This is a genomic window from Vicinamibacterales bacterium (assembly GCA_036496585.1).
Taxonomy (GTDB): Bacteria; Acidobacteriota; Vicinamibacteria; order Vicinamibacterales; family 2-12-FULL-66-21; genus JAICSD01.
The window spans coordinates 42,117-68,506 of sequence record DASXLB010000065.1 but is presented as its reverse complement, the minus strand read 5'-3'; the positions used below and the strand labels follow the sequence as shown (position 1 = coordinate 68,506).

Below are 26,390 nucleotides of genomic sequence, written 5' to 3'. Positions count from 1 at the left end.
CCGCGCGGGGATGGGCCGCCCGGGCACGCGTCGGGATGGGGCTAACGAGCGACGACGAGGAGGAGTGTTCGCGAGGTGAAGCCGGCAGTTTCGGCGGCGGTCACCTCGAAGGTCCATTGACCCGACGTGCGCGGCGTGCCGGACAGCTGACCCGACGGAGCGATGGTCAGGCCAGGCGGCAGGACGCCTGAGGTCACGCGCCAGGTTGCCGGCCGCGTTGCCTGCAGCAGCGCCGTGTAGGCACGCCCGCTTTTGGCGGCCGGAAGCGAACCGGTCGTGATCTGCAGGGGAGCCCATGGCGTGTCGTCGCTGTCGTCGTCGATGGCGCTCAGCCGCAACAGGAAGACGTCCTGGCGCGCCCGCTCGCCGGCCGCGCCCTTCGGATCGGCGCCGAGCGTTTTTCCCCAGTTCGAGGTGAACAGCACCCAGCGGCCGTCGCGCGACACGTTGGGGCGGGGCGTGTACCAGAAAGACGTCGCGCTCGGGTCGTCGTCATTGCGCACGTCGCTCCGATGGTGCGCAAACCGCCACACTTCGGCGCTGCCGTCCCCGATGTCGGTCTGCACGGCCACGATCTCGTCGTCCCACGGACGCCACTCGACCGCGTTGGTCCCATAGCGGTAGGTCCCCGACACGAACGGCACGAGGCGATCGGGACGCGCGTTGTTCCACGACGGGTGATCGGCGAGGCTGATCTCTTTCGGCGTGAGCAGCGGCTGGATGAGATCGCGCGAGGCGATCGGATCGTCGAGCTGGCGCAGCTGCCACTCCGCGGCGTCCCACGCGCTGTTCTGCGCGCAGCAGTCCTGATTGACGGCCGTGCCGTAGCCGTAGGCATCGTGTCCGCCGGAATGCGCCGGCAGCAGGGGCATGGCCGTTATCGTGTTGTCGAGCGTGTCCCACATGAAGACCTGCGCCGCCTTGCGTGGCGCGGCGAGATCGGCGGCCGTCGGATACAGCGCGACGTAGCGCCCGCTGCGGTCGATGGTGGCATGGTGCAGCTTGAAATTGAGCGCCGTTGCGAGCGGTTTCCCGTTGACCGTCGAGGCCGTCGTGTCGAGCAGCAGCCGCTGCTGCGGGTTGTCGTGGGCGAACACGACGACGTAGTGATGCTGGTCCTGCGCGGTGCCGCCGAAGAACGCGAGAATCCGCTCCGGCGGACCCGCGCTCGACGCGATGCCGCCGACGTAGGTCTTCTGCAGGCCAGGGACGAGCGCGTCGAGATCGAGCAGCCGCGAATACTGGCCGCTGCCGAAATCGTATTGATCGAGCGTGCGGAGCGAGCCGCCGCCGACGCTGCCGTAGATCACCGAGTCGTTCACGTAGCTGAACTGTGGCTCGATGTAGAACGTCAGCGCGTCGAGCCGCGAGAAGTGTCCGGTGCCGCGATCGAAGGCGAACGGCACGACCGTGCCGTCGGTCGAGACGACGTAGAAATAGGAGCTGTCGGCGCTCCAGGCGTTCTGGTGCGAAGCCGACGGGGTCCGATACGAGCGGTCCGGCGCGTCCGGACGGGTCAGCCGATCGGTGACCCGCCAGGTTCGCGTACCGAAGACCGGATCGTTGAAGGAAAAACCTGCCTGGCCGAGCCGCACGAGCGCGGGTGTCTGGCGCGGGCCGCGATCGGTGACCGCCGAATACGCTGATGGAGCCTGTGCCAGCGTGCACGCGAGGAGTGTGGCAAGGAACATGGACGCCTCTGCCAGCCCTGCAACCTGGCGACCACATCAGCGCTCAGCTCAGCCGTTGACGGTTTTCCGCCGCATCTGGAGCATTTTCGCGGAGAGGCCAGCGCCGGTGCCGGCGCGCGTGGCAGGTGTCCGGATCCGCGGCTGTCGCGTGGCAAGGCGCCCTGCTGTAAGAAAGCGCCTGCCGCGACGGTCAAGGGCCGGCGCTCAGCCCTCCCGCAGCACGCGAGCGGGGTCGATGCGGGACGCGCGGCGTGCCGGCAGGTAGCCGGCGATCGTGCCGATCGCGGCGAGGACGACGGCCGCGGTCGCGAGCGTCGACGGATCGCGCGGCTGCAGGCCATAGATCAGCGACGACCCCGCCATGAACCTTGCCGCCCACAGCGCGATGAGCGTGCCGGCGGCGATGCCGGCGCCGACGAGCGCGGCGACTCGGAGGAGGATCAGTCGGACCGCGCCGCCAGGACCGGCACCAAGCGCCATGCGAATGCCGATTTCCGTGCGGCGCCGGCTGACGGCGTACGACATGACGCCGTAGAGACCGAGGCCGGCGAGCAGCAGCGCCAGTCCACCGAAGAACGCCGAAAGCATCGCCAGCACGCGTTCCTGCGCCGTCGCCGCGCGGACGCTGTCGCGATACGGCGAGAACGTCAGGGAGACGTCGCCATCGACCCGGCCGAGCGTGTCGGCCAGACTGCGGGTGAGGAGCGCCGGCGAGCCGGCGGCGGCGCGGACGACGATCGTGGCGCTCGGACCCGGCTGTTCGTTCTGCGTGAACACCTGGTACATCGTCGGCGGGATGGCGTCGCGCAGCGAGTCGTAGACGCTGTCGCGCACGAGGCCGACAATCTGCAGCCGCGGCGGGTTATTGCTCCTGGGGGTCGGCTCGTTGCGCACCCAGTGTCCGATGGGACTGGCGCCGCCGAAGTACTTCCTGGCGAACGTTTCGTTGACGATGATCACGCGCGGCGCGGCGAGGTTGTCGGCCGGCGTGAAGTCGCGTCCGGCGAGGAGCGGCGTGCCGAAGGTCGCGAAGAGGCCCGGACTGACTTCGTTGACGTAGACATCGCGCTCGCTCTCGGGCAGCGACAGGCCCTCTGGACTCTGGATGAGGGTGTCCCACGAGCTGTTGGTGAGCGGCGTGATGCTGAGGAGCGCCGCGTCTCTGACCCCCGGTACGGTGGCAGCCGTCTCCCGCAGGCGCCCGTAGAGCGCCGTACGGCCGGTGGTGAGATCGACGGAGCTCCGCTTCGCATTCGCCGAGACCATGATGATCGGGTCGAACTCGAAGCCGAGGCGGACGTGCGCCAGCGTCGAGAACGTGCGCAGGAACAGGCCGGCGCCGACGAGCAGGACGAGCGACAAGGCCACCTGCGCGGCGACCAGCCAGCTGCCCAGGCCGAAGCGCGATTCGCCGACGACCGAGCGCCCCTGCTCTTTGATCGCCTCGCTCGGCGCGACGCGCGTCGAGCGCAAGGCTGGCACGATGCCGAAGAGCAGGGTGGTCGCGCCGGCGAGGCCAATCGTGAAGAGCAGCACGCGCCAGTCGAGGCCGACGTCGAGCGCCGCGGCCGTCGTCGCCCCCGAGAGCTCGAAGACAAGCAGGCGCGCGCCCCATTGCGCGAATACGAGGCCGAGCACGGTGCCGGCGATCGCGAGCACGGCGCTTTCGATCAACAGCTGGCGCGCGATTCGCCATCGGGACGCGCCGAGCGCCACCCGCACGCTCAGTTCGTGGCGGCGGGCGCTGGCGCGCGCCAGCAGCAGGTTGGCGATGTTGGCGCAGGCGATGAGCAGCACCAGCGCGACGACGACCATGATCAGGTAGAGCGGATCGCGGTACTGACGCCCGAGGTTGTTGGGGCCGTTCGCCGCCGCTCGGACCACGAAGGGATCCTTGAGATAGGTGGCCAGCTGCTGCGGACGCCAGTTGGGCAGGGTCGCCTCGCGGAGCTGGGGCTGGAGACCGCGGACCGCCGCCGTCGCGCGATCGATCGTGTCGCCCGGCTTGAGCCGACCGATGACGCGCAGCCACCACCAGCTGCGTTGGTCCATCGCGCTTTCGCTCGCGCCGCGGATGAGCGGCTCCGACGCGAGCGGAATGAACACCTCCGCCGAGGTCCCCTGATCGATGCCGGTGAACTCCGGACCGGTCACCCCGACAATCGTGAACGGAACACGATCGAGCTCGAGCGGTTTGCCGAGGACGTCGGCGGCGCCGCCGTAGTGCTGCTGCCAGAAAGAGTAGCTGATCACCGCCACCTGGCGCGCCTCGAGCCCGGCTCCCTTGCGGACGTCGTTCTCGACCGTGAACGTCCGCCCGAGGATCGCCGGCACGCCGAGGACGTCGAAGTATCCGCCGCTCGCGAACACGCCATTGACTTGCTTGGCTTCGCCGCCGCGCGTGAGGTTGAAGCGAGTGACGGCGTAGGCGAACGCCCCGTCGAAGAGCTGGCGTTCGCGGTCGCGCAGCACCTCCCACAGCGGATTCGTAAAGGACGCGCGCCGGGGACTGCTCATCATCTGTCCCAGCCGCTGCGGTTCGCGGACGGGAAGACTGCGCAGCATCAAGGTGTTGACGAGCGAGAAGATCGCCGTGTTGGCGCCGATCCCCAGCGCCAGCGACAGAATCGCCACCACGGTGACGACAGGGGTGGCTTTCAGCGCCCGCAGGGCATCACGGAGATCGGCCATGCGCGTTGGACGGGCGCGGCGGCCAGAGGGTTGGCGGCGGCGATGTCCGGCCTACCTTTTGACGTTTTCCGTGCCGGTGACCGGAATGCCGCACACCGTCCCGCTATAGCTGACCACGATGGTGGTGGTGTCGGCGCCGGGCGTCGCCTTGCCGTTGGTGAACGTGAACGGGCAGTTGACGTTGCCCTGCGAGACGAGGCCGTTGGCGCTCCAGTCGATCGACGAACCCGACAGGGTACCGGCCCCGGAGCCGCTGACCGTGATGTTGCCGGCGCAGGTGCCGGTGAACGACACGTTGGCGGCGGTCGCGGTCGTCGGAGTCACCGTGTACTTGAGGTTTCCGCACCCGGTCGCCGGCGTGCTCGCGGTCACCGACTGCCAGGTTCCGGCAAACGCGTCCATCGACACGGTCGGCGTCGTGGTCGTCGGCGTCGGCGTAGTCGGGGTCGTCGAGCTGTCCTTGTTCGGCAGGAGATCGCAGCCGGCCGCCGCGAGCGAGGCGGCGAAAAGCACAACCAGGACGAACGGGCGAGCGGACGACACCCCGCGAGCGGCGCTGGTTCCGGATTTCATGTTCCTTCTTATCGTGACGTATGATTTCCTTCTTTAGCCATGCCATTTGCAGGTGTCTATTCCATTATCCCGACGGCATTTACCGACGCCGGCGATTTCGATCTCGACAGCCAGCGCCGGGTCGTCGATCTCTTCCTCGACAAAGGGGTGAACGGGCTGACCGCCCTGGGCGTGACCGGCGAGGTGGCGCGCCTCGAGGAGCACGAACGCGCGGTCGTGCTCGAGGCGGTACTGACGCAGACAGCCGGCCGCGTGCCGGTGGTGGCCGGGACGTCCGCCGACGGTGTCCGGACGTGCATCGCGTATTCACGCCAGGCCAAGTCGCTCGGGGCCGCGGCCGTGATGGTGAGTCCGCCGCGCATGGCGAAGCTCAACTCGAATGCCGTCGTCGCGCACTACAAGGCGCTCGCCGACGCCGTCGACCTGCCGATCGTCGTGCAGGACTATCCGCCGATCACCGGGTTTGCGATGGAGGCGTCGCTGCTGGCGCGGATCGCCAGGGAGATCCCTGCCGCGCGGACGATCAAGCTGGAGGATCCGCCGACTCCGTTCAAGACCGCCCGCATCCTCGAGGCGGCGGCTGGTACCCCGGTTCGGGTGTTCGGCGGTCTCGGCGGGGTGTTCCTGCTCGAGGAGCTCATCTCGGGCGCCACCGGCGCGATGACCGGCTTCGCGTTCCCGGAAATCCTCGTCCGCATCATGCGCTATTGGAACGCCGGCGAACGGGACGCCGCCGCCGACCTGTTCTATCGCGCGGTGCCGCTGATGCGCTTCGAGTTCCAGGAAGGGATCGGCATGGCGATCCGCAAGGAAGTGCTGCGGCGCCGCGGCGTGCTGCAGAGCGCCGCGACACGCGCGCCCGGCGGCGGGCTCGATGCGCCGACGACCGAGGCGCTCGACCGCATGCTGACGTGGGTCACCTCGCAGAAAGGCATGGAATGGATCTCGGTCTGAAGGGCAAGATTGCGATGGTTGCGGGCGCCAGCCGCGGCCTCGGATACGCGGTGGCGGAGGCGCTGGCGCGCGAAGGGGCGATCGTCGCCATCTCGTCGACGACCCAGGCGTCGATCGACGACGCCGCGAAGCGGCTCTCGGCGTCCGGCGGCACCGTCGTCGGTACCGTGGTCGACGTCCGCGATGCCGCGCAGATCGCGCGATGGGCGCAGCAGACCATCGAGCGGTTCGGCGGCGTCGATCTGCTGCTCACCAACGGCGGCGGCCCGCCCGCCGGCCAGGCGCTCGCGTTCGACGATGCCGCGTGGCAGAACGCCGTTGACCTGTTGCTGTTCAGCGCGCTCCGGATGGCGCGCGCCGTCGTCCCGTCGATGAAGCAACGCGGCGGTGGCGCCATCCTCATGTCGACCTCGGGATCGGTGAAGGAACCGATTGCCAACCTCGGGCTCTCGACCGTGGTCCGGTCGGCCGTCTCCGGTCTGGCCAAGACGCTGGCGCTGGAGCTCGCCGCCGATCGGATCCGCGTCAACCAGCTCATTCCCGGCCGGGTCGACACCGACCGGGTCAAGCACCTCGACCAGCTCGCGGCGCAGAAGTCGGGGATCACCCCCGAGGAGGCGAAACGCAAGTCGATCGGGGCGATTCCGGCCGGACGTTATGGTGAGCCGCCGGAGTTCGGCCGCGCCGCGGCGTTTCTGCTCTCCGACGCCGCGTCCTACATCACAGGCGCGACGCTGCAGGTCGATGGCGGCCAGATCAAAAGCGTGCTGTAGCGCGCTGTCCTCGGAGAGGCAATGTCGCTGAGTCGTAAGGTCCTGCTGGCGATGTCGACGTCTACGTTCTTGCGCGAGCAGGCGACGAAGCGGCGGTTCGTCCGCCGCTCGGTGTCGGCGTTCATGCCCGGCGAGACGATCGAGGACGCGCTCGCCGCGGCGGCGACGCTCGCGCCGCAGCGCATCACCACGATCCTGACGCGGCTCGGCGAGGGGGTGACCAGGCTCGACGAAGCGGAGCGGGTGACCCAGCACTACCTCGACGCGCTCGACAAGGTGAAGGCCGCCGGTCTCGACGCGCAGATCTCCGTCAAGCCGACGCAACTCGGCCTCGATCTCGACGCCGAGCAGTGTCAGCGCAATCTCGATCGGATCTGCGAAAAGGGAGAGCGGCTCGGCAACGTGCCGATCTGGATCGACATGGAGAACTCTCCCTACGTCGACCCGACGCTGGCGCTGTACCGCAAGAGCAAGGAACGCTTCAAGGGGGTCGGTCTCGCCATCCAGGCCTACCTCTATCGCTCGGCGAAGGACATCGAATCCCTGATTCCCCTCGGTCCCGCCATTCGCATCGTCAAGGGGGCCTATCTCGAACCCGCGGACCTCGCGTACCCGAAGAAGGCCGACGTCGACGAGAACTTCTACGCTCTGTGCACGCGGCTGATGCGGGAGGACGCCCGCCACACCGGCACGCTCCTGCACATCGCGACGCACGATATAGCGCTCGCCGATCGGCTGCTCGCCTACGTCGATCAGCAGGGGGTGCCCTCGTCGGCCTACGAGTTCGCGATGCTCTACGGCATCCAGCGCGCGCAGCAGCAGCGGCTGGCTCAGAGCGGCCGCCGCGTCCGCGTCCTCATCAGCTACGGCGAATACTGGTATCCCTGGTACATGCGGCGCCTGGCGGAACGGCCGGCCAACGTCGCGTTCGTGCTGAAGAACCTGTTCGGAGGCTAACCGCTGTGAAGGCCATCGTCGTGCAGCCGCTGGTCGCCGACTCGATCCACATGCGCGACATGCCCGACCCGCCGATGGGAGCCGGCGACGTCGTGGTCAAGACGATCCGGGTCGGCCTGTGCGCGACCGACGCCGAGATCGAGCACGGGATTTACGGTCAGGCGCCCGCCGGCAGCGAATATCTGATCCTCGGCCACGAGAACTTCGGGGTCGTCGAAGCGGTGGGCCGGCGGGTCCGCGGCTGGAAGCCCGGCGACCTGGCGGTGGCCACCGTCCGGCGTCCTTGCGGGATGTGCGCCGAGTGCAAGGCCGGCGAGAACGACATGTGCAGCAGCGGGCAGTACACCGAGCGCGGCATCATGCGTCGGCACGGCTACATGGCCGAGTACTACGCCGAGGTGCCGCAGTACCTGCACCGTATTCCGAAGTCGATTCGCGATATCGCGGTGCTGCTCGAGCCGATGTCGGTCGTCGAGAAAGGCATCGACCACGCCTATCTGCTGCAGCGCCGCATGAAGGTGTGGAAGCCGGGGCTCGGGTTGGCGCTCGGCGCCGGCCCGATCGGCCTGCTGGCGGCGGCGGTGATGCGCGCGCGCGGCCTGCGGACGGTCGTCATCGGCCGCGAGGACCCGGCCGACGTGCGCGCGCAGATCGTCAGGCAACTGGGCGCCGAGTACGTGTCGGTCGCCAGCCGCACGCTGACCGACGCGATAAAGGAGATCGGGGAACCCGATCTCGTGTTTGAAGCCACCGGCAGTTCACAGGTGGTGTTCGAGGCAATGGAGATCCTCACTCGCAACGCCGTGCTCTGCCTGCTCTCGGTGACGAGTGGAGACAAGACGCTGCCGGTGCCGGCCAATCTGATCAACCAGCGCCTGGTGCTCGGCAACCAGGTGGTGTTCGGCAGCGTCAACGCGAATGCGCGGCACTTCAGCGCCGGTGTCCGCGACTTCGTCCGCATCGAGAAGAAGTGGCCCGGCGCGTTGAAGCGCCTGCTCACCGATCCGATTCCGTGGCAGGACCACAAGAAATGGTTCGAACAGCGGGGTAGCGGCATCAAGGCCACGCTCGAGATCGCCGGCTGAACCCCCTAAGCCCGTGTGCTAAATTCGGCACGCCTGTTCCGATCTGGAACAATGCAGGTAAGTTTCTGATAAATAGCGACTTACATCGACGTGTCGCTCGAATGCCCGGACATCGTGTCCCATACTGAACCAAATGAGCGAATCGTCGATGCCGTAAGTGATTGATTCTCAAGGGTCGGCGATGGACTGATCGTTGCTCTGCCTGGGTCGTTACTGATCTGGAATGGACCAACGAATGCTCAAAAGATCCTTCGCCAACCGCCTGAGTGTCTTTCCTGTCGTCTTATGTGCTCTTCTGCTGTGGGGATCACAGCCCGCCGGCCAGCAGCCGGCGAATGGATCCGACGGTCCCCCGACTGTCTCCAGCGATCTCGCCCAGCATCCGGCACAACTTCATACCCACCGCGTCATCGTCCAGGGGGGTGACAACGGCCTCGGGCTGCTGCGCGGCGGGGCGCTCGGCCGTCTGCGCCGCGATCTCGGGGGCGCCGTGGCGATCGAGGTCTCCGACAGCCAGCTGGCGGAGCTCGAACGCAATCCGCTCTACACGCACATCTCCGGGGATCTCGCCGTGGCGGCCGACCTGGCGGTCACGAACGACGTCACCAAGGCGACCTCGGTCTGGCAGGGCACGTCCGGCCTGCTCGGCCTGTTCGGCACGTCCGGCGACACCGGCGCGGGCGTCGGCGTTGCCATCGTCGATTCCGGCATTGCCTCGCACACGGCTCTCGACACGCGCGTGGTGGCGCATGTGAATCTCGTGAGCGATGAGCCGGGGGTCACGGGCGATCCCTTCGGTCACGGGACGCATGTCGCCGGCATCGTCGCCGGCAACCGGACGGCGGCCGCCGGCGTCACTCCCGAATTCAACGGCGGCAGCGCGCCGTCGGCCAGGCTCATCGACGTGCGGGTCCTCGGGTCGAACGGCAGCGGTCTGACGAGCGACGTCATCGCCGGCATCGACTGGGCCGTGGCACACCGCTCGACCTACAACATCAAGGTCATCAACCTGTCGCTCGGGCATCCGGTCTCGGAGCCCTCGGCGACCGATCCGCTCTGTCAGGCGGTGGCGCGCGCCGTCGCGGCCGGCATTACCGTCGTGGTGTCGGCCGGCAACTACGGCGTGACGAGCACCGGGCAGCCTGTCCTCGGCGGCATCACCTCGCCCGGCAATTCGCCGCTCGCGCTGACCGTCGGGGCGCTCGACACCAACGGCACGCTCGACCCGTCGGACGATGTCGTGGCGCCGTACAGCTCGAAGGGTCCGACCCAGTACGACTGGGTCGCCAAGCCCGATATCGTCGCGCCGGGCGCGCGGATCACCTCGATGGAGGTCCCGGGCTCCTACATCAGCCGCACCTATCCGCAGTGGCACGTCGCCGGCAGCGGCAAGAACTCCTACCTGCGCCTGAGCGGTACCAGCATGGCGACGGCAGTCGTGAGCGGCGGCGCCGCGCTGCTGCTCAATGCGTATCCGGGGCTCTCGCCCGCGCAGGTGAGGCTCTCGATCCAGATGGGCGCGCACTTCATGCCCGCCGCCGGCCTCGTGGCCTCAGGCACCGGTAGCGTCGATTTTGCGCAGGCGTTGAAGTTCGCGCAGACCGGCCTGCTGACCAATCTGTTGACGCCGCTGACCTCGCTCCTCGGGACCTCTTCGGGCGCGACCTATCGCGACACCGGCACGCTGATCGAGCGGATCTACGACCGTTCCGGCATCCGCCTGCTCGGCCTGGTCGATTTGACCTGGCTGTTCCATCTCACGACTCCGTCCGAGCCGGGCGTGCTCAACCTGCTCGGGTGGTCGAATTCGCTGACGATGACGGGCGCCAACTACATCGTCTGGGGCAACGTCGCCAATTACTCCGGCAGCTACTACATCGTCTGGGGCAACAACCTTCAGTCGCCGGACGGCCAATACATTGTCTGGGGCAACAGCGAGACGAGCGACGGCAGCTACATCGTGTGGGGCAATGCCGCGGGAGGCGGACACTGAGCTCGCCCGCGAAAGACGGCGGCCGCCGCCTGCCGGCTGGCGCGGCAGTGTTTGTCGCGCTGGTCAGCGCCGCGGGTTTGCTCGCGGTGTCGACCAGCGCGCTGACACTCGTGCGGGCGACCGTGCCGGCGGCGTGGCTGTTGTTCGCGATCCTGACGATCGCCAGCGGCATGCTGACGCTGAAGATCCCGTCGATCGAGACGCGGTTCTCGGTGTCGGAGGCCTTTGCGTTTGCCTCGATGCTGCTATTCGGACCTGAGGTCGGCGTCATCACCCTGGCGCTCGACGGCATCCGCATCTCGGTGCGCTGGCGGATGACCCGGACCCAGACGCTCTTCAACTTCTCCAATCTGGGGCTCTCGATGTGGGCGGCAGGGCGCGCCTTTTTTCTGTTGAGCGGCGCGTCGCCGCTCTACGGCGGCGCCACTCCGCCGGCAACGGTGGTGCTCTACGTCGCCGCGATGACGACGGTCTACTTCGGCGTCAACACGCTGTTGACGGCGAGTGCGATCGGCTTGTCGCAGGTGCGCTCGGTCCGGGCGGTCTGGACGGAGCACTACTGGCCGCTCTTTCCCAGCTACGTCGCGGGGGCCGCGGTGGCGCTGCTGCTGGTGCTGGCCTTCCGTGAACTCCATTTCACCGCCATTGCGCTGATTCTGCCGCTGCTCGCCATTTGCTACCTGACGTTCCAGTCGTCGTTCGGCCGGCTCGAGGACGCCAAGCAGCACGTCGACGAGCTCAATCGCCTGCTGCTTTCGACGGTCGAGACGCTGGCGACGGCGATCGACGCCAAGGACGAGGTCACCCACGACCATGTCCGCCGTGTGCAGCAGGGGACGCTGGCATTGGCGCGGTTCATCGGGGTGACGGATGCGACGACGCTGCAGGCGATCGAAGCGGCGGCGCTGCTGCACGATACCGGCAAGATTGCCGTGCCCGAGCACATCCTCAACAAGCCCGGGCGGCTGACGCCGGCCGAGTTCGAGAAGATGAAGCGGCACGCCCCGATCGGGGCGGAGATTCTGTCGGCCATCCATTTTCCATATCCGGTTGTGCCGATCGTCCGCCATCACCACGAGAACTGGGACGGCACCGGCTATCCCGACGGCATCGTCGGCGAGGCCATCCCGCTCGGCGCCCGCATCCTGTCGGTGGTCGACTGCTTCGACGCGCTCACCTCGGATCGCCCGTACCGTCTCCGCATGACCGACGCGCAGGCGCTGGCGATCCTGCGCGAACGCCGCGGGAAGATGTACGACCCGGCAGTGGTCGATGCCTTCATGGCGAACTACACGCGCATCATGCCCGCCTTCGATCCGACGCCGCATCCGGCGTCGCGCGCGATCGGGGACGCGCGCGCGATCGATCGCGTGTCGCCCGATCCTGAGCCGCCACTGTCGGTGGACGCCGGCGTCGCCGACGGCCTCCTGGCAGTGACGAGCCTGTCGCGGGCGATCGGCGGCAACGCCGGCGTCGCGGATGTCGGCGCGCTGCTGTGGACGATTCTCACGCAGGTGCTGCCCTGCGACGCGCTCGCGATTTTCGTCCCGGACCCGCATCACGATCAGGTCGCGGTCCGTTACGCCACCGGCTCGCACGCCGCCACGCTGCGCGGAATGCGGTGCGCCACCGGCACCGGCATCACCGGCTGGGTCGCGGCGACGCTGCGCCCAGCGATCAACGCGGATCCGGCGATCGACGCGGCCCGCAGCGGCGAGGAGCGCACGCCGGCACTCCGCTCGTGCCTCGCGCTGCCGCTGGTGGAGTCGTCGACGCTGGTGGCGATCCTGACGCTTTACCGTTCCGACGCCAATGCGTTCTCGGAAGACCATCTGCGGCTGCTCGAATTGCTCGGGGCGCGCCTCGCGCCGGCGCTCGCCGCCACGATCTCGACAGACGCGACGCTGGCGCCGCCGGCCGCGGCGTTGACGTTGATTCGAGGCGGCGCCAGAGGGTGATATCGCGTCCAGCATGGGCCAGTGTGTGACACGAGAGATGTTTGATAGCGGCATTGTTCATAGATGGTTACAGCGACCGATCGCGTCGTTGCCGAACATGGCGGCGCGGTCTGCTTCGCCGGGGGATCGAGTGTGAGGGCACAGGACAATCGGCTGGACGAGGGACTGCTGGCGGTGGCCAGCCTGACGCGCGCGCTCGGCGGGACCGCGCTCCTGCCGGACATCGGGGCGCTCGTCTGGATGCTGCTCCGGCAGATCGTCTCGTGCGAGTCGATGGCGCTGTTCCTGCCCGACGACACGCACGACAACGTCGTGGCGCGGTTCGCTGCCGGGGCGCATGCGCATGCGCTGCGCGGCGTCACGAGGCCGTCCGGCACCGGCATGGCTGGCTGGGTGGCAGTCCATCGGACGCCCGTCGTGAACGGCGAGCCGGTCATCGATCTCGGCTTCCGCGCCCAGAGCGCGCCGGCGCTGCGGTCTTCGCTGGTCGTTCCCCTCGTCGACAGCGATGCGCTGATCGCGGTGCTGGCTCTCTACTCGCAAGAGCTGCTGGCCTTCACCGACGACCATCTGCGCGTGCTGGAGCTGCTGGCGCCGAAGCTGGCCGCCGCCATGGTCGACGCCGTGATCGCCGACGAAGACCAGGTCTATCCGGTGCGGCGGGCCGCCCCGTCGCTCAGGCTGGTGCAGTCGCGCTGATCCGGCACGCCGGCTGTACACTCAGCCGTCATGCGCGTTTCGTTCCGGGGCGTCCGCGGATCGGTCCCGTGGGACCAGCCCGACGGCGCTGAACACGGTTGCAACACGGCCTGCATCGAGATCCTCGACGAGTCCACCGGGGCCGTGCTCGTGCTCGACGCGGGCAGCGGCATCTGCGGCGTCACGCCCGCCCCGGATGCGAACGTCGCGCTCGTGCTCACGCACTATCACTGGGATCACCTGCTGGGACTGCCGTACTTCCCGGCGCTCGCCGATTCGCGCTGCGCGCTCTCGCTGTACGCGCCCGCCCTGCCGTCGCACGATCCGGCCTGGCTCGACGTCCTCTTTCGCGAGCCGTTCCATCCGCTGCCGTACCGCGCGCTGCCGAATCATCCCGCGCCGCGGATGATCGCGCCAGGCCGTGCGGCGATCGGCGGCTTCGAGGTCGCGGCGATCGCGCTGAATCATCCCGGCGGCGCATTCGCGTATCGCGTCGCGGGTCGCGGCGGGGATTTCGTGTTCGCAACCGATCACGAGTTCGGGATGCCCGAGTACGACGAGCCGTTCGCGGCGTTTGCCGAGGGGGCGGCCGCAGTCGTCCTCGATGCGCAGTTCACCCCCGACGAGCGCCCGCGCTACGCCGGCTGGGGACACAGCGACTGGCGCCAGTGCGCGGAATTCGCCGTCGCGACCGGCGCTGGCGCGTTGTACCTGTTCCATCACAAGCCCGGGCGGACCGACGCCGAGCTGCGCGAGATCGAGCGGGACGCTCGGCGGGTGTTCGATGCGACCCGCGCTGCGCGCGAGGGCCATACGTTCACGATCTGAGGTCGGCCGCGTCGCGGCGAGACAGAGTGTAGAGGGCGACGTCCCCGCGGAGACTAGTCGAAGGGCAGGGCGCTCTGCGTCAGGATCGGGATCCGCAGGCGGCCGGCGCCGTTGGCGGCGAACAGCGGCTCACGGCCGGTGCGACAGACCGCTTCGTCGGCGGCGCGGTTGAACGCGTCGAGCAGGTCGAGGGTGCGGGTACCGGGGCGCCGCGGCCGCCGCAGCTGGCGCAGCAGCGCGCCGGTGAAGAAGCCGTGCACGCTGTTCTCGCGCGTGCGCGAGTCGGCCGCGCACGAGGCGAGCACGATGGGGCGCCGCTCGGGCGCAACCGCCTCGATCGCGTCCCCCAGGTGGCGGATCCGATCCTCCGCGTGACACGTGTCGACGATCAGCACGCGCAGCCGCGCGCCGCCGTCTCTGGCGAGCGCCTCGACGACGCGCTCGACGTTGAAAAGGTGTCCCGACCAGTACACCAGCAGCAGATCGAGATCGCCGAGTGTCGCGCAGTGTCCCAGATGCGCGTCGACGGCCGCCGCTGCGGTCTGCGCGCCGGTGAGACACCGATTGCGCTCGGCGCGCCAGTAGCCGAGTTGTGCGAAGGTCCAGGAGACGCCGAATGCGTCGCGTTCGGCCGAGCGGACGCTCGCGCCGTTGGCCTCGCGGTTTACGCCGATGGAGAGCAGGTGATACCTGAAGTCCCGCACGGGCATTGAGCGCCGTGTGGTGTGTCGGCGCGAGCGGCCGCGGACTTTATGACAAGTTCGTACGCGCCGTGTAAGAACTGCACCGCGCCTCGCCCCGAGCTCACTGTCCTTCAGCGACTTACCGCCGGCACGGATCCTGATACGGCGGAGAGGATGCTCGTACGTCCCGTCCTGCTCGCGGTGTCTCTGACGCTCGCCTCGGCCATGCTCGGCGGACCGATTGGCGTCGCCTCGGTGTTTCCGCCCGACAACTGGTGGAACGCCGACATCAGCCAGGCCCCGGTGGATACGAACTCGTCGGCCTTCATCTCCTTCATCGGCGGCACGCGGAAGCCGCATCCCGACTTCGGTCCCTCGCCGTACGGCATTCCCTACATCGTCGTGACCGGCGATCAGCCGCTCGTCCAGCCGACCTGGGTCGCGTACGGCGACGAGAGCGACAACGGCGCGCCCGGCCGCCCCGCTGGCTATCCGATTCCGATCGAGGCCGCGACGCAGCCGGACTACATCGAGGGGGCGGTGCCGGGCGGCGGCACCAGCGGCGATCGCCACATGCTGATCGTCGACAAGGACCACTCGCTGCTCTACGAGACTGCCGGGACGTTCTGGAACGCGGCGCTCAATCGATGGGAAGCCGATTGCGGCGCCATCTTCGACCTGACGACCAACGCCCGCCGGCCGGAGGGATGGACGTCGGCTGACGCAGCCGGTCTGCCGATCTTCCCCGGGCTCGTCCGCTACGAGGAGGCCAACGGCACCAGCGAGATCACGCACGCCTTTCGCGTCACGGTGCGCGCGACCAACGGCTACGTCTGGCCGGCCTCGCACCAGGCGGGATCGACGACGGGAGCGCTGCCGATGGGGGCCCGCCTGCGGCTCAAGTCGTCGAAGACCCTCTCGTCCTACACCCCGGACGTCCAGCGCATCTTCCGCGCGATGCAGCGCTACGGCCTGATCGTGGCCGACAACGGCTCCGACATGTACGTCACCGGGACGATGGACGCGCGCTGGGACAACTCGGTGCTGAACCCGGCGTTCTCGTCGCTGTCGGCCAGCGACTTCGAGGTGGTCCAGCTCGGGTGGCGGGGCAACGGGCCGCACGCGCCGACCAACCTGCGGATCATCAGGTAACATCGTCGTCAAGTCGGGTCTGTTCCGCCTGGAATGTAAGCGCAGACCATGCTCGAGACGTAGCGCAGACCTTCAGGTCTGCCCTCAACGCGATCTGGTGGAGGCCCGATGACCCCGCAGCAGCGGATGATCGAGGAGCAGATTCGCGGGCGCGACGTCCGCGATCCGCGCGTGCTCGAGGCGCTCGGACGCGTGCCGCGCGACCGCTTCGTGCCCGAGAGCGCCCGCCACGACGCCTACGCCGATCATCCGGTCCCGATCGGCCACGGTCAGACCATCTCACAACCCTACATCGTCGCGTTCATGACCGAGGCGCTGCGGCTGCAGCCGTCGCATCGGGTGCTCGAGATCGGCACCGGCTGCGGCTATCAGACAGCGGTGCTCGCCGATCTGGTACGCGAGGTGTATTCCGTCGAGGTGATCGCTGCGCTTGCGGAGGAGGCGGGCCGCCGGCTCGAGATGCTGGGCTACGGCAACGTGCGCCGGCACGTCGGCGACGGCCACCACGGCTGGCCCGAGCACGCGCCCTACGATCGGATCCTGGTTGCCGCCGCCGCGGACGCCGTGCCGCCGCCGCTCGTCGAACAGCTCGTCGACACCGGCATCCTGGTCATTCCCGTCGGCGCGTCGAATCAGGAGCTGCGCGTCCTCCAGAAGCACGGGACGCGCGTCGATCTGCTCGCCACGCTGAGCGTCCGCTTCGTCCCTCTCGTTCGCCCGTAGCGGCGAAGGTGGCGGGACGGAATCAGTTGCCTCGGCGGCTCGGCCTGTTCACGACGGGCACGGCGGGGACGGCGCGGAGCGGACCTGGCTGCTCCTCGCTCGAATAGCACACCGACTCGAGGAACAGCCCCGACGCGGGCGCCGTCAGCGTCGCGGGCACCTCGGAGCGCTCGTCGAGGAATCGCGCGACCTCGTCCACGCGCAGGTCGTTCCGCCCGACCGCGGCCAGCACCCCGACCAGCCGCCGCACCATGCGCCACAGGAAATGGGATCCGACCACCCGGAGCAGGACGAGGTCGCCGTCCTCGGCGATCTCGATTCGATCGACGAGCACGCGCGTCGATTTCTCGTCCGGCTCGTCGGCCGTGAAGGAGGCGAAGTCGCGCATCCCGACGAACGTCGCGGCGGCGCGCTCCATCGCGCCGACGTCGAGCGCCTCCTTGACCCACCACACGTAGGGCTTGAAGAACGCCGTCTTGCGACGCGAGATCTGATAGACGTAGCTGCGCTGGCGCACGTCGTGCCGGGCGTGGAACCGGTGCGGGACGTTGTCGATCGCGCGGATGTAAATATCGCCCGGCAGCGCGTCGTTGAGGCGGTGACGCAGGATTGCCGGGGTCAGATCGGTGTAAAGCTCGAGGTGCGCGACCTGCCCGAGCGCGTGCACGCCGGCGTCGGTGCGGCCGGCGCCATACAGCTCGAATGCCGTGCGCCGCGACACCTCGCGAATCGCGCGATCGATCTCCCCGGCGACCGTCCGCGCGTTCTTCTGGATCTGCCAGCCGCTGTAGCGCGTCCCGGCGTATTCGATGAGCAGCTTGAAACGGGGCATGAAGAATCGGGTGATCGGGTGATCGGGTGATCCGGTGATCGGGCGATCGACAGGGCAGATTACCTGATCCGATCACCCGATCCGGAGATCACCCGATCACCCGATCACCGGATCACCCGATTCCTTCCGGCACGACCGCGATGGCATCGATTTCGACGAGCAGGCCGTCGCCGGGCAATCCTTTGACCTCGACCGTGGTGCGGGCCGGCCGGTGGGCGCCGAACATCCGCGCGTAGACCGCGTTCATCTTGGGAAACTCGCTCATGTCGACGAGAAAGACCCCGCAGCGCACGACGTGCTCGAGCCCGGAGCCGGAGGCTTCCAGAATCGTGGCGATGTTCTTCAGCGCCTGTTCGGTCTGTCCTTCGACGTCGGGCGACAGGCGCCCGGTGCCGGGCTCGCGTCCGGCCTGCCCCGAGACGAACACGAGGTTGCCGACGCGCATCCCCGGTGAATAGGGACCCACCGGAGAGGGCAGCGCGCTGCTGGTGACGGGGCGCGGGGTGTCGGACACGGCGCCATCTTACCGCGAGCCTCCGCTGGCTCGACGGCGCCGCCGGATGCATAATCGGGCCGGAGGCCTTCGCGTGCGTGGTGTGCTCGTCGCAGTGTTGGCGGTCGCGGCGTTCGCCCGTCAGGCCGAGGTGCCGTCGGCGCGTGAGGCGTTCGATCTCGGACGCACCCACGACACCGCGCTCTTCGAGGCGTTCAACCGCGGCTACGAGCTTGCCGTCAGCGGCACGGTCGACCATGCGGAAGTGATCACCGAGTTCCGCCGTGCCGTGCTGTTCGTGCACGAACAGGCGATACAGGGGCAGTACCTGATCACCGATCGCGATCTGGCGAAGGCGATGTCCCCCCTCGACGGTCTGGTCACCTTCGTGGTCGAGGCGCGTCTTCATCCGCTCAACACCTACGCGAAGCCGCCGCCCTACGAGCTGTACATCGAGACCGGCCCGACGACGAAGCCGCTGGTGGCACAGCCATTGAAGCGCGACGCCGTCTATCCGCCAGGCCTGATCGGACCCGGCAACTCGATGACCGGGGTGCGACTCGACGCCACGTTCCCGCGTGCCGACATCATGTCGGCGCCGTCGCCGTCGCTCATCGTGATCGACGATCAGGCGAACGTGATCTGGAAGGCGCGGATCGACCTCGCGCGCTATCGCTGAGCGCCGCGGCTCTGTCGCGTCCTGACGATCGGCGCACCGCCTGCTTCGGTGTACAGTCACGGGATGCCCCACCCGCGAACGCGCCTCGCATTCATCACGGCCCTCGTCACGCTCCTGCTGGCGCCGATCGCGGCGCGCCAAGCGCTGCAGGAGAAGATTCCCTTCGACGCGGCGGTCCGCACGGCGCGGCTGAGTAACGGCCTCACCTACTTCGTGCGCCAGAACGCCCGGCCGGCGAACCGCGTGGTGCTCCGCCTGGCGGTGAAGGCCGGCTCGCTCGACGAAGGGGACGATCAGCAGGGGCTGGCGCACATGCTCGAGCACATGGCCTTCAACGGCAGCGAGCATTTCAAGCCCGGCGACCTGATCTCCTATTTCGAATCGACCGGCGCCAGGCTGGGCCCGCACGTCAACGCCCAGACGGGATTCGAGAACACCATCTACATGCTCGATCTGCCGAGCGACAAGCCGGAGATCGTCGAAAAGGGGTTCACCGCCTTCGCCGACTTCGCCGGCGGTCTCACGCTCGACCCCAAGGAGATCGACAAGGAGCGCGGTGTCGTGATCGAGGAATGGCGCGGCGGCCTGGGCGCCGGCTCCCGCATCCGCGACAAGCAGATCCCGGTGCTCTTCTGGCACTCCCGCTATGCCGACCGCCTGCCGATCGGCAAGCCGGACATCCTGCGGACGTTTCCGCCGGCCCGGCTCAAATCCTTCTACGACACCTACTACCGCCCGGATCGGATGGCGGTCGTCGCGGTCGGCGACGTGGATCCGCAGAAGCTGGTGGACATGATCACGGCGGCCTTCGGCGGCCTCAAGGCGCGCGCGCCGGAACCGCCGCCGACCAAAGCCGACGTGCCGCTGCACGAGGAGGCGCTCGTCAGCGTCGTCGCCGATCCCGAGGTCACGCAGTCGTCGGTGACGCTGCTGCGCCAGCGGCCGCGCGAGTACGAGACGACAGTGGCGGACTACCGGCGGTCGCTCGTGCAGCGGATCTTCGAGCAGATGCTCAACGATCGCTTCGACGAAATCTCGAGGCGCCCTGACGCCAAGTTCCTCAGCGCCGGCACCGGCAGCGGGCCGCTCAGCCAGGACGTCGAAACGGTGTCGCTCGGCGCCGGCGTCGAGGACGGCAAGATCGCCGAGGGGCTGACCGCGGTGGCGATCGAGGCCAAGCGCGCCCGCGAGTTCGGGTTCAGCGCCAGCGAGCTGGATCGCGCCCGCAAGTGGATGCTCGCCTTCTACGAACGCGCCTATACCGAGCGTGACAAGACCGAGAGCGGATCGTTCGCGCAGGAATACCTCGACGATTTCCTCGAGCGCGAACCGAGCCCCGGGATCGCCTACGAATACCGCCTGGTGCAGCAGCTGCTGCCGACGGTGACGGTCGGCGAAGTCTCGGCGCTCGCCAAGACGCTGCTCGCCGAGGACGGCCGGGTCATCCTCGCGACCTCGCCCCAGAAGGCCGGGATCACGGTGCCGGCCGAGGCCGAGCTGAAACGCGCGCTCAGCGCCGCCGAATCCACCACCGTCGCGGCCTGGAACGACACGACGTCGACGCGTGAACTCGTGCCCCACCCGCCCGAGCCCGCCGCGATCACCGCCCGCCGCACCGTCGAGGCGGTCGGGCTGACGGTGGTCACGTTCGCCAACGGCGTCGAGGCCTGGCTCAAGCCGACCGACTATAAGAACGATCAGGTGCTGTTCTCGATGCAGGCCAAGGGGGGCACCTCGCTCGCCTCCCCCGACGACTACGTCGAGGCCGAACTGGCCACGAGCTACGTCAATGTCTCGGGCGCGTCCGGGATGACGGCGGTCGAACTGCAGAAACAGCTGGCCGGCCGCATCGCCAGCGCGACGCCGTTCGCGTCGCTGTCGATGCACGGGATCGAAGGGGCGGCGGCGCCGGCCCAGCTCGAGACGGCGCTGCAGCTTCTCTACGCCCGGTTCACGCTGCCGGGAGACGACCCGCAGGCCTTCGATCTGATGAAGCGGCAGCTGACCGCCGCCGTGGTCAACCGCCTCGACAGCCCGGATGCGGTCTTCGGCGACAAGCTGGACGAAGTCAACACCTCGAACCACTACACCTCGCGGCCGCTGACCGTCGAGCGCGTCAACGCGCTCGATCGCGGCAAGATGGTCCGGTTCTACGCGGATCGCTTCAACAATGCCGCCGACTTCCACTTCTACATGGTGGGCGCGTTCACCGTCGACCAGGCGCTGCCGCTGCTGCAGCGCTATGTCGGCGGCCTGCCTTCGCGCGGCGCCGCCACGTCGAACTATAAGGACGTCGGCCTTCACTTCCCGTCGCAGGACGAGAAGGCGACGGTGCAGAAGGGGCGCGAGCCGAAGAGCGAAACGGTGATCAGCTACTTCGCCGAGCCCGCCGCCGACGATCCGATGGCGCAGGAGCTCGCGCTCGCCGCGACCGACGTGCTCGAGCTGTCGCTGCGCGACATCCTGCGTGAGGAGCTCGGACAGACCTACACCGTCTCGGTCGGCCTCGCGCAGATGCCGCCGCAGCGCGGCGACGGCCATGTCGAGATCAGCTTCGGCGCCGCCCCCGAGAACATCGGCCGGATGACCGCGCGCGTCCGCGAGGAAGTGGCGCGATTCAAGCGCGACGGGCCGACCGAGGCGCAGTTGAACAAGGTCAAGGAGACCGCGCGCCGCAACTACGAGACGGCGCTCAAGACCAACAGCTACTGGCTGAACCGCTTCAAGGCCGTCGATCTCTACCGGCAGGATCCGGCGATCATCGCCACCCGCCTCGATCGCATCAACGCGCTGACCGTCGCCTCGGTGAAGGACGCCTTCACTCGGTACTTCCCCGAGAACCGCAGCACGGCGGTCACGCTGCTGCCGGCGGCGCAGTGAGACGCAGCCGGCTGGACCGACCGGGCAGCGACGATCCGCGCGCGTCGACGGACCCTCGACGCGTCACGGCCCGTAATGACGGACCACCAGTGTGACGATCACCAGCGCCGCGATCACGCTCGCGACGAGCGCAATCGCGACCCAGGTCATCATTTTTCTGTAGTCGTCGTCCACTCGGCCCCCGCCCCCTCGTCCCGCCCCATGATACTTTCAGCGGCCGATGGGCTTCTCCGCGATCGACTACGTGGTGCTGATCGCCTATCTCGCCGGCATCACCGCGTTCGGCATGCGCTTCCGCACGTCGCAGCGCAGCGTCCGGGACTACTTCCTCGGCGCGCGGCAGACGCCCTGGATCGTCATCTGTCTGTCGATCGTCGCGACCGAAACCAGCACGCTGACGCTGATCGGCGTGCCGGCGCTCGCCTACGGCACGTTTGCGCGGCCGGAGCAGGGGGGCACGCTGACCTACCTGCAGGTGCTCATCGGCTACATCGCCGGACGGTTCGTGATCGCGCGGCTGTTGCTGCCGGCGTATTTCCGCGGGGAGCTGCTGACCGCGTACGGGCTGCTCGAGCGGCGCTTCGGCGCCGGCACCCGCCGGGTCGCCGCCGCGCTGTTCCTGCTGATGCGTGCCCTCGCCGAGGGCGTCCGCGTGTTCGCCGCCTCGCTCGTGCTCTCCGCCGTACTGGCGTCGAGCTTCTCCGGCATCCCGGGCCTGTGGCTCTGGTCGATCGGGATTGTCGGCGTGCTGACGCTCCTCTACACCTTCGAAGGGGGCATCGCCGCCGTCATCTGGACCGACCTGATCCAGTTCGTGATCTACGTCGGCGGTTCGCTGCTGGCCGCGTACGAGATCGTCCACTTGATGCCCGGCGGCTGGGGGGCGATCGTCGCCACCGCACGCGCCGCCGGCAAGCTGCAGGTCCTCTCCTTCTCCGGCGACCTCACCGTGCCGTTCACGTTCTGGGCCGGCCTCATCGGCGGCACGTTCCTGACGGGCGCCAGCCACGGCACCGACCAACTGCTCGTGCAGCGCCTGCTGACGTGCCGTAACCTGCGCGACAGCCAGAAGGCCATCGTGACGAGCGGCTTCATCGTGCTCGCTCAGTTCGTGCTCTTCCTCGGCATCGGCGTCATGCTGTATGCCTACTATCAGCACGCCCCGCGTCCCTCGACCACGACGAACGACGAGATCTTTCCCGCCTTCATCGTCACGACGCTGCCGCACGGCATCTCGGGCCTGGTCATCGCGGCGATCTTCGCGGCGGCAATGTCGAATCTCAGCGGCTCGCTCAATTCGCTCGCCTCGACGACCGTGCTGGACTTCTACAATCCGCTGACCGGCGGCACGGCGAGCGACGCCACGCTGCTGCGACTCTCGAAGTGGTGCACCGCCGTCTGGGGCGTCGTCCTGATCCTGATCGCGGTCGTCGCGCGCGGCTGGGGTTCGGTGTTCACGGCGGGGCTGACGGCGGCGTCGATCGTCTACGGGCCGATGCTCGGCGCCTTCTGCCTCGGCGTGCTGACCCGGCGCGCCACCGCCGCCGGCGCGGTCGCCGGCATCGTCGTCTCGGCGATCACGATGCTGGCGATCTGGTGGACGACCAGGCTGGCGTGGACGTGGTATGTTGCCGCGGGGACAGCGATCTGCGTCGCCGTCGGCTACGCGGTCAGCCTGATGGTCCCGGCCGGAACACCGGCGCAACGCCGGACACAAGGAGCCTTATGAACGGCGTCACACAGGATTTGCGCTTCGCCTTCCGGCTGATCCGCAAGACGCCGGTCGTTTCCATCGCCACCATCGTCACGCTGGCGCTCGGCGTCGGCCTCAACGCCGGCGTCTTCACCGTGCTCGACGGGATGCTGTTCCGGGCGAGAGTCACGTCCGATCCCGGCAGCTTCGTCCACGTGCAGCCGGTGTACTCGGGGTCCGGCGCGCCGCGTCACGAGGCGCCGCAGTTGACCACGCGCGACTATCAGGCGCTTCGCGATCGTGCGACGACGGTCGATCCGCTTGCGGCGTGGACGGTGATCCACGCCCGGCAGGGCGCGGAGGCGGCGAACTCGCTGACGCTGCTCGTCTCGTGCAACTTCTTCACGGTCTACGGCCTCGATCGGCTCGAGCGCGGGCGGACGTTCCGTTCCGAGGAATGCGAGCCGCCGGCGGCGCCGGTCGCCGTCATCAGCGACGAGGTCTGGCGGCGCTATTTCGACGCCGACCCAGCCGTCCTCGGCAAGCCGCTGCTCCTCGACCGGCAGCCGTTCACGATCGTGGGCGTGACGCCGGCGGCGTTTCCAGGACGAGTACGCGGTGAAGGCATCTGGGTGCCCTACACGAACCAGCCGGCGCTGCGCCAGGGCGTCTCGCTCTTCGACGATCCACGTGCGGCATGGCTGGTCGTCGAGGGCCGGCTGAAGCGCGGCGTCACGCGCGAGACAGCGCAGGCGGAGCTCGGCGTGCTGATGCGGCAGCAGGACACGCTCGCCGTCGATCGCACGACCGCGGTCGCGTTGAACAACGGCGCCTTCATCCACGATCCCGCCGTGGCGCCGGTGGCGGTCTTCGTCGTGCCGCTCGTGCTCGGCAGCGTCGGCCTGGTCCTGCTCATCGCGTCGGGCAACGTCGCGCTGCTGCTGCTGTCGCGGGCGGTGACGCGGCGCCGTGAGATCGCGGTTCGTCTCGCGATCGGCTGCAGCCGCGGGCGGCTGCTGCGGATGCTGCTGAGCGAGAGCGTGCTCTTCGCGCTCCTCGGCGTCCCGCTGAGCGCGTGGATCGCCTCGCAGGTGCCGGCGGCGATGCGCGCGCTGATCCCGGCGATGCCGTTCTATCCGATGCAGCTCGACCTGGCGGTGTTCAGCTACCTGGCGGCGGCGTCGCTCGCGGCCGGCGTCGCCGCCGGCGCGACACCGATCGTCGAATCGCTGCGCCAGCGGCTCGCGCCGTCGCTCGGCGGACACGACGCGCTCGCCGGGGCCGGCCGCACGCGCGCGCGCAGCGTGCTCATCGCCGGGCAGATCGCGATGAGCGTGGTGCTGCTTTCGGGCACGGCGCTGTTCCTGCGCGTCGAAGCGGCGCTGCTCGCGCCGGATCCGAGCGTCGACGCCGCGCACCTGCTTGTCGCCAACTACGATCCGCCGCCGACCGCGCCGACGACGGCGTACGCCACAACGGTGGCGCGGCTCGCCGCTCTGCCAGGCGTCGTGGCCGTAGCCTACGGGCACGGGTCGACGGGAGAGCTCGGCGGCGAAGGGACACCGCTGTCGGTGCGTGGCGCGTCGGCGCCGATCCGGCGCGTCGCCATCAATCTCGTCTCGCCGAACTACTTCGACACGCTCAATCGCCGCATCGTCCAGGGGCGCGCGCTCCGCGACGAGGACGGCCGCGCGGCAGCGGCTGGCGCGGTCGTCTCGCAGGCGCTCGCCGACGCCTGGTGGCCGCGCGGCGGCGCCCTCGGCGCGATCCTCGAGACGCCGGAGCACGATCTGCTGGACGTAGTCGGCGTCGTGCGCGGCGACCTCGCGCTTTCCGGAGCGTCGTTCGACCCGATGCAGCTCTACATCGTCGCGCCGGCGGCGCCGCCGTCGGGCCAGTTCGTGCTGCGCTTCTCGGGCGACCTCAGGACATTGCAGGCGGCGGCGCGGGACGCGCTCCGCGATCTCGGGCCGGGGTCGGCCGCGTTGCCGACGACGCTGGCGGCGGCCGACGCGGCGTCGGCGGCGACCTTCATGCCCCTCGTCGACATGGCCGGGACGCTGGCGGTGACCGCGATCGTGCTCGCGCTCGTCGGGATTTACGGGGTCGTCGCCTTTGCCGTCGGCCGGCGCACGCGCGAGATCGGCGTGCGCATGGCGCTCGGCGCCACGGGCGCGCAGGTCACACGGATGATTCTCGCCACCGGTCTGCGGCCGATCGCCGTCGGCCTCGCCGTGGGCTTCGTGCTCGTCGTGCCGGGCGCGATTGCGTTGAGCCGCGTCTTCGAGCACACCCCGGTGCCGATTCGTGCCGGCGATCCGGTGCCCTACGCGATCGTCGGGCTCGTGCTCGCCGCGGCCTCGCTGCTGACGATGCTGGTCCCGGCGCGCCGGGCGATGCGCGTCGCGCCATCGGTGTCGCTGCGCACGGAGTAACCGCCCGGTGAGGCAGGGCAGACCTGAAAGTCTGTGCGACGACGCCGTAGCGCGGGCCCTAGCCCTGCCTCGTCTTCTCGATCCAGCCCGCGAAGGCGTCGACGAATTTCTTCAGGAAGGCGCGCGTATCGTCGTTGATCAGGCGCCCGTCCTGGTCGAACAGCTTTGCCGCGCCGCCGATGTACATCTCCGGCTGCTGAAGCGTCGGCATGTCGAGGAAGACGAGCGACTGGCGCAGGTGGTGATTGGCGCCGAACGCGCCGAGCACGCCCTGCGAGACGCTGACGATCGCCGCCGGCTTCAGGCTGAACACGCTCTTGCCGTACGGACGCGATCCGACGTCGATGGCGTTCTTCAAGAGCCCCGGCACCGATCGGTTGTATTCGGGCGTGACGAACAGCACGGCCTCCGCGCGCCGCAGGCGGTCGCGAAACTGCGTCACCGGCGACGGGACGTCCGCTTCGAAGTCTTCGTCGTATAGAGGAAGGGCGCCGATCTCGACGAGCTCCAGCGCCAGCGTGCCCTGCGCCACCTGCTGCAGCGCCAGCGCCATCTTGCGGTTGAATGAAGCTCTTCGCAGGCTGCCGACCAGCACCGCCACGTCGCGCATGAAACGAC

Annotated in this window: 21 protein-coding genes; 14 read left to right on the top strand and 7 right to left on the bottom strand. The window is 68.8% G+C overall.

What is annotated here, in order from left to right:
* Positions 1-41 precede the first annotated feature (41 nt).
* The 3 genes from VGI12_18775 to VGI12_18765 all read right to left on the bottom strand — a co-directional run bounded on the left by VGI12_18775 (position 42) and on the right by VGI12_18765 (position 4,955).
* Entirely contained in the window at positions 42-1,691 is a 1,650-nt protein-coding gene (locus tag VGI12_18775; protein ID HEY2434723.1) for an Ig domain-containing protein, read from the bottom strand.
* Positions 1,692-1,895: 204 nt separating this feature from the next.
* Complete coding sequence (locus tag VGI12_18770) at positions 1,896-4,382, bottom strand: ABC transporter permease (protein ID HEY2434722.1); 2,487 nt, start codon at positions 4,380-4,382, stop codon at positions 1,896-1,898.
* 51 nt (positions 4,383-4,433) lie between these two features.
* Positions 4,434-4,955, bottom strand: coding sequence for a hypothetical protein (locus VGI12_18765; protein ID HEY2434721.1), 522 nt, complete (start codon positions 4,953-4,955; stop codon positions 4,434-4,436).
* A gap of 39 nt (positions 4,956-4,994) precedes the next feature.
* Here VGI12_18765 and VGI12_18760 point away from each other — a divergent pair, with 39 nt between their 5' ends.
* The 8 genes from VGI12_18760 to VGI12_18725 all read left to right on the top strand — a co-directional run bounded on the left by VGI12_18760 (position 4,995) and on the right by VGI12_18725 (position 14,202).
* Positions 4,995-5,909, top strand: coding sequence for a dihydrodipicolinate synthase family protein (locus VGI12_18760; protein HEY2434720.1), 915 nt, complete (start codon positions 4,995-4,997; stop codon positions 5,907-5,909).
* A complete protein-coding gene (locus VGI12_18755; protein ID HEY2434719.1) occupies positions 5,894-6,682 on the top strand; it encodes an SDR family oxidoreductase in 789 nt (262 codons plus the stop codon). The genes VGI12_18760 and VGI12_18755 overlap by 16 nt, the downstream gene beginning before the upstream one ends.
* 21 nt (positions 6,683-6,703) lie before the next feature.
* Positions 6,704-7,639: a proline dehydrogenase family protein gene (locus VGI12_18750; protein ID HEY2434718.1), complete on the top strand. Its 936-nt coding sequence runs from the start codon at positions 6,704-6,706 to the stop codon at positions 7,637-7,639.
* A gap of 5 nt (positions 7,640-7,644) precedes the next feature.
* The gene (locus VGI12_18745) at positions 7,645-8,724 is read left to right on the top strand and encodes a glucose 1-dehydrogenase (protein HEY2434717.1); all 1,080 of its coding nucleotides are present in this window, start codon (positions 7,645-7,647) and stop codon (positions 8,722-8,724) included.
* Positions 8,725-8,959: 235 nt separating this feature from the next.
* Positions 8,960-10,717, top strand: coding sequence for a S8 family peptidase (locus tag VGI12_18740; protein ID HEY2434716.1), 1,758 nt, complete (start codon positions 8,960-8,962; stop codon positions 10,715-10,717).
* 47 nt (positions 10,718-10,764) lie between these two features.
* Positions 10,765-12,675, top strand: coding sequence for an HD domain-containing phosphohydrolase (locus VGI12_18735; GenBank protein HEY2434715.1), 1,911 nt, complete (start codon positions 10,765-10,767; stop codon positions 12,673-12,675).
* Positions 12,676-12,738: 63 nt separating this feature from the next.
* A complete protein-coding gene (locus VGI12_18730; protein ID HEY2434714.1) occupies positions 12,739-13,374 on the top strand; it encodes a GAF domain-containing protein in 636 nt (211 codons plus the stop codon).
* Between the two features lie 30 nt (positions 13,375-13,404).
* On the top strand, positions 13,405-14,202 hold the full coding sequence (locus tag VGI12_18725) for an MBL fold metallo-hydrolase (protein ID HEY2434713.1): 798 nt from the start codon (positions 13,405-13,407) through the stop codon (positions 14,200-14,202).
* Positions 14,203-14,255: 53 nt separating this feature from the next.
* Here the strand turns inward: VGI12_18725 and VGI12_18720 are convergent, their stop codons facing one another.
* Positions 14,256-14,906, bottom strand: a complete 651-nt coding sequence (locus VGI12_18720) for a hypothetical protein (protein HEY2434712.1) — start codon at positions 14,904-14,906, stop codon at positions 14,256-14,258.
* A gap of 153 nt (positions 14,907-15,059) precedes the next feature.
* Here VGI12_18720 and VGI12_18715 point away from each other — a divergent pair, with 153 nt between their 5' ends.
* Together VGI12_18715 and VGI12_18710 are read left to right on the top strand one after the other, a co-directional pair.
* A complete protein-coding gene (locus VGI12_18715; GenBank protein ID HEY2434711.1) occupies positions 15,060-16,037 on the top strand; it encodes a hypothetical protein in 978 nt (325 codons plus the stop codon).
* A gap of 108 nt (positions 16,038-16,145) precedes the next feature.
* A complete protein-coding gene (locus VGI12_18710; GenBank protein ID HEY2434710.1) occupies positions 16,146-16,760 on the top strand; it encodes a protein-L-isoaspartate(D-aspartate) O-methyltransferase in 615 nt (204 codons plus the stop codon).
* Positions 16,761-16,782: 22 nt separating this feature from the next.
* On the opposite strand, the gene truA is transcribed toward VGI12_18710, so the two are convergent.
* A complete protein-coding gene (gene truA, locus VGI12_18705) occupies positions 16,783-17,592 on the bottom strand; it encodes a tRNA pseudouridine(38-40) synthase TruA (protein ID HEY2434709.1) in 810 nt (269 codons plus the stop codon).
* A gap of 112 nt (positions 17,593-17,704) precedes the next feature.
* Positions 17,705-18,106, bottom strand: coding sequence for a RidA family protein (locus tag VGI12_18700; protein HEY2434708.1), 402 nt, complete (start codon positions 18,104-18,106; stop codon positions 17,705-17,707).
* Positions 18,107-18,179: 73 nt separating this feature from the next.
* Between VGI12_18700 and VGI12_18695 the strand changes: the two genes are divergently transcribed.
* The 4 genes from VGI12_18695 to VGI12_18680 all read left to right on the top strand — a co-directional run bounded on the left by VGI12_18695 (position 18,180) and on the right by VGI12_18680 (position 25,772).
* A complete protein-coding gene (locus VGI12_18695; GenBank protein ID HEY2434707.1) occupies positions 18,180-18,764 on the top strand; it encodes a hypothetical protein in 585 nt (194 codons plus the stop codon).
* 63 nt (positions 18,765-18,827) lie between these two features.
* A complete protein-coding gene (locus tag VGI12_18690) occupies positions 18,828-21,644 on the top strand; it encodes an insulinase family protein (GenBank protein HEY2434706.1) in 2,817 nt (938 codons plus the stop codon).
* Between the two features lie 220 nt (positions 21,645-21,864).
* Positions 21,865-23,373 carry a sodium:solute symporter gene (locus VGI12_18685; GenBank protein HEY2434705.1) on the top strand — a complete coding sequence of 503 codons (1,509 nt, stop codon included), beginning with the start codon at positions 21,865-21,867 and terminating at the stop codon, positions 23,371-23,373.
* Positions 23,370-25,772 (top strand): ABC transporter permease, encoded by a 2,403-nt coding sequence (locus VGI12_18680; protein ID HEY2434704.1) that lies wholly within the window; start codon positions 23,370-23,372, stop codon positions 25,770-25,772. Before VGI12_18685 ends, VGI12_18680 begins: the two co-directional genes overlap by 4 nt.
* A gap of 58 nt (positions 25,773-25,830) precedes the next feature.
* Here the strand turns inward: VGI12_18680 and VGI12_18675 are convergent, their stop codons facing one another.
* Positions 25,831-26,382 carry an NAD(P)H-dependent oxidoreductase gene (locus VGI12_18675; GenBank protein HEY2434703.1) on the bottom strand — a complete coding sequence of 184 codons (552 nt, stop codon included), beginning with the start codon at positions 26,380-26,382 and terminating at the stop codon, positions 25,831-25,833.
* Between the last annotated feature and the right edge of the window lie 8 nt (positions 26,383-26,390).

What these genes read in the sequence shown, in the direction of transcription:
- VGI12_18775 (HEY2434723.1), bottom strand. Translation starts at nt 1,691, where the DNA reads ATGTTCCTTGCCACACTCCTCGCGTGCACGCTGGCACAGGCTCCATCA.
- VGI12_18770 (HEY2434722.1), bottom strand. Translation starts at nt 4,382, where the DNA reads ATGGCCGATCTCCGTGATGCCCTGCGGGCGCTGAAAGCCACCCCTGTC.
- VGI12_18765 (HEY2434721.1), bottom strand. Translation starts at nt 4,955, where the DNA reads ATGAAATCCGGAACCAGCGCCGCTCGCGGGGTGTCGTCCGCTCGCCCG.
- VGI12_18760 (HEY2434720.1), top strand. Translation starts at nt 4,995, where the DNA reads ATGCCATTTGCAGGTGTCTATTCCATTATCCCGACGGCATTTACCGAC.
- VGI12_18755 (HEY2434719.1), top strand. Translation starts at nt 5,894, where the DNA reads ATGGATCTCGGTCTGAAGGGCAAGATTGCGATGGTTGCGGGCGCCAGC.
- VGI12_18750 (HEY2434718.1), top strand. Translation starts at nt 6,704, where the DNA reads ATGTCGCTGAGTCGTAAGGTCCTGCTGGCGATGTCGACGTCTACGTTC.
- VGI12_18740 (HEY2434716.1), top strand. Translation starts at nt 8,960, where the DNA reads ATGCTCAAAAGATCCTTCGCCAACCGCCTGAGTGTCTTTCCTGTCGTC.
- VGI12_18730 (HEY2434714.1), top strand. Translation starts at nt 12,739, where the DNA reads ATGGTTACAGCGACCGATCGCGTCGTTGCCGAACATGGCGGCGCGGTC.
- VGI12_18725 (HEY2434713.1), top strand. Translation starts at nt 13,405, where the DNA reads ATGCGCGTTTCGTTCCGGGGCGTCCGCGGATCGGTCCCGTGGGACCAG.
- VGI12_18715 (HEY2434711.1), top strand. Translation starts at nt 15,060, where the DNA reads ATGCTCGTACGTCCCGTCCTGCTCGCGGTGTCTCTGACGCTCGCCTCG.
- VGI12_18710 (HEY2434710.1), top strand. Translation starts at nt 16,146, where the DNA reads ATGACCCCGCAGCAGCGGATGATCGAGGAGCAGATTCGCGGGCGCGAC.
- truA (HEY2434709.1), bottom strand. Translation starts at nt 17,592, where the DNA reads ATGCCCCGTTTCAAGCTGCTCATCGAATACGCCGGGACGCGCTACAGC.
- VGI12_18690 (HEY2434706.1), top strand. Translation starts at nt 18,828, where the DNA reads ATGCCCCACCCGCGAACGCGCCTCGCATTCATCACGGCCCTCGTCACG.
- VGI12_18685 (HEY2434705.1), top strand. Translation starts at nt 21,865, where the DNA reads ATGGGCTTCTCCGCGATCGACTACGTGGTGCTGATCGCCTATCTCGCC.
- VGI12_18680 (HEY2434704.1), top strand. Translation starts at nt 23,370, where the DNA reads ATGAACGGCGTCACACAGGATTTGCGCTTCGCCTTCCGGCTGATCCGC.
- VGI12_18675 (HEY2434703.1), bottom strand. Translation starts at nt 26,382, where the DNA reads ATGCGCGACGTGGCGGTGCTGGTCGGCAGCCTGCGAAGAGCTTCATTC.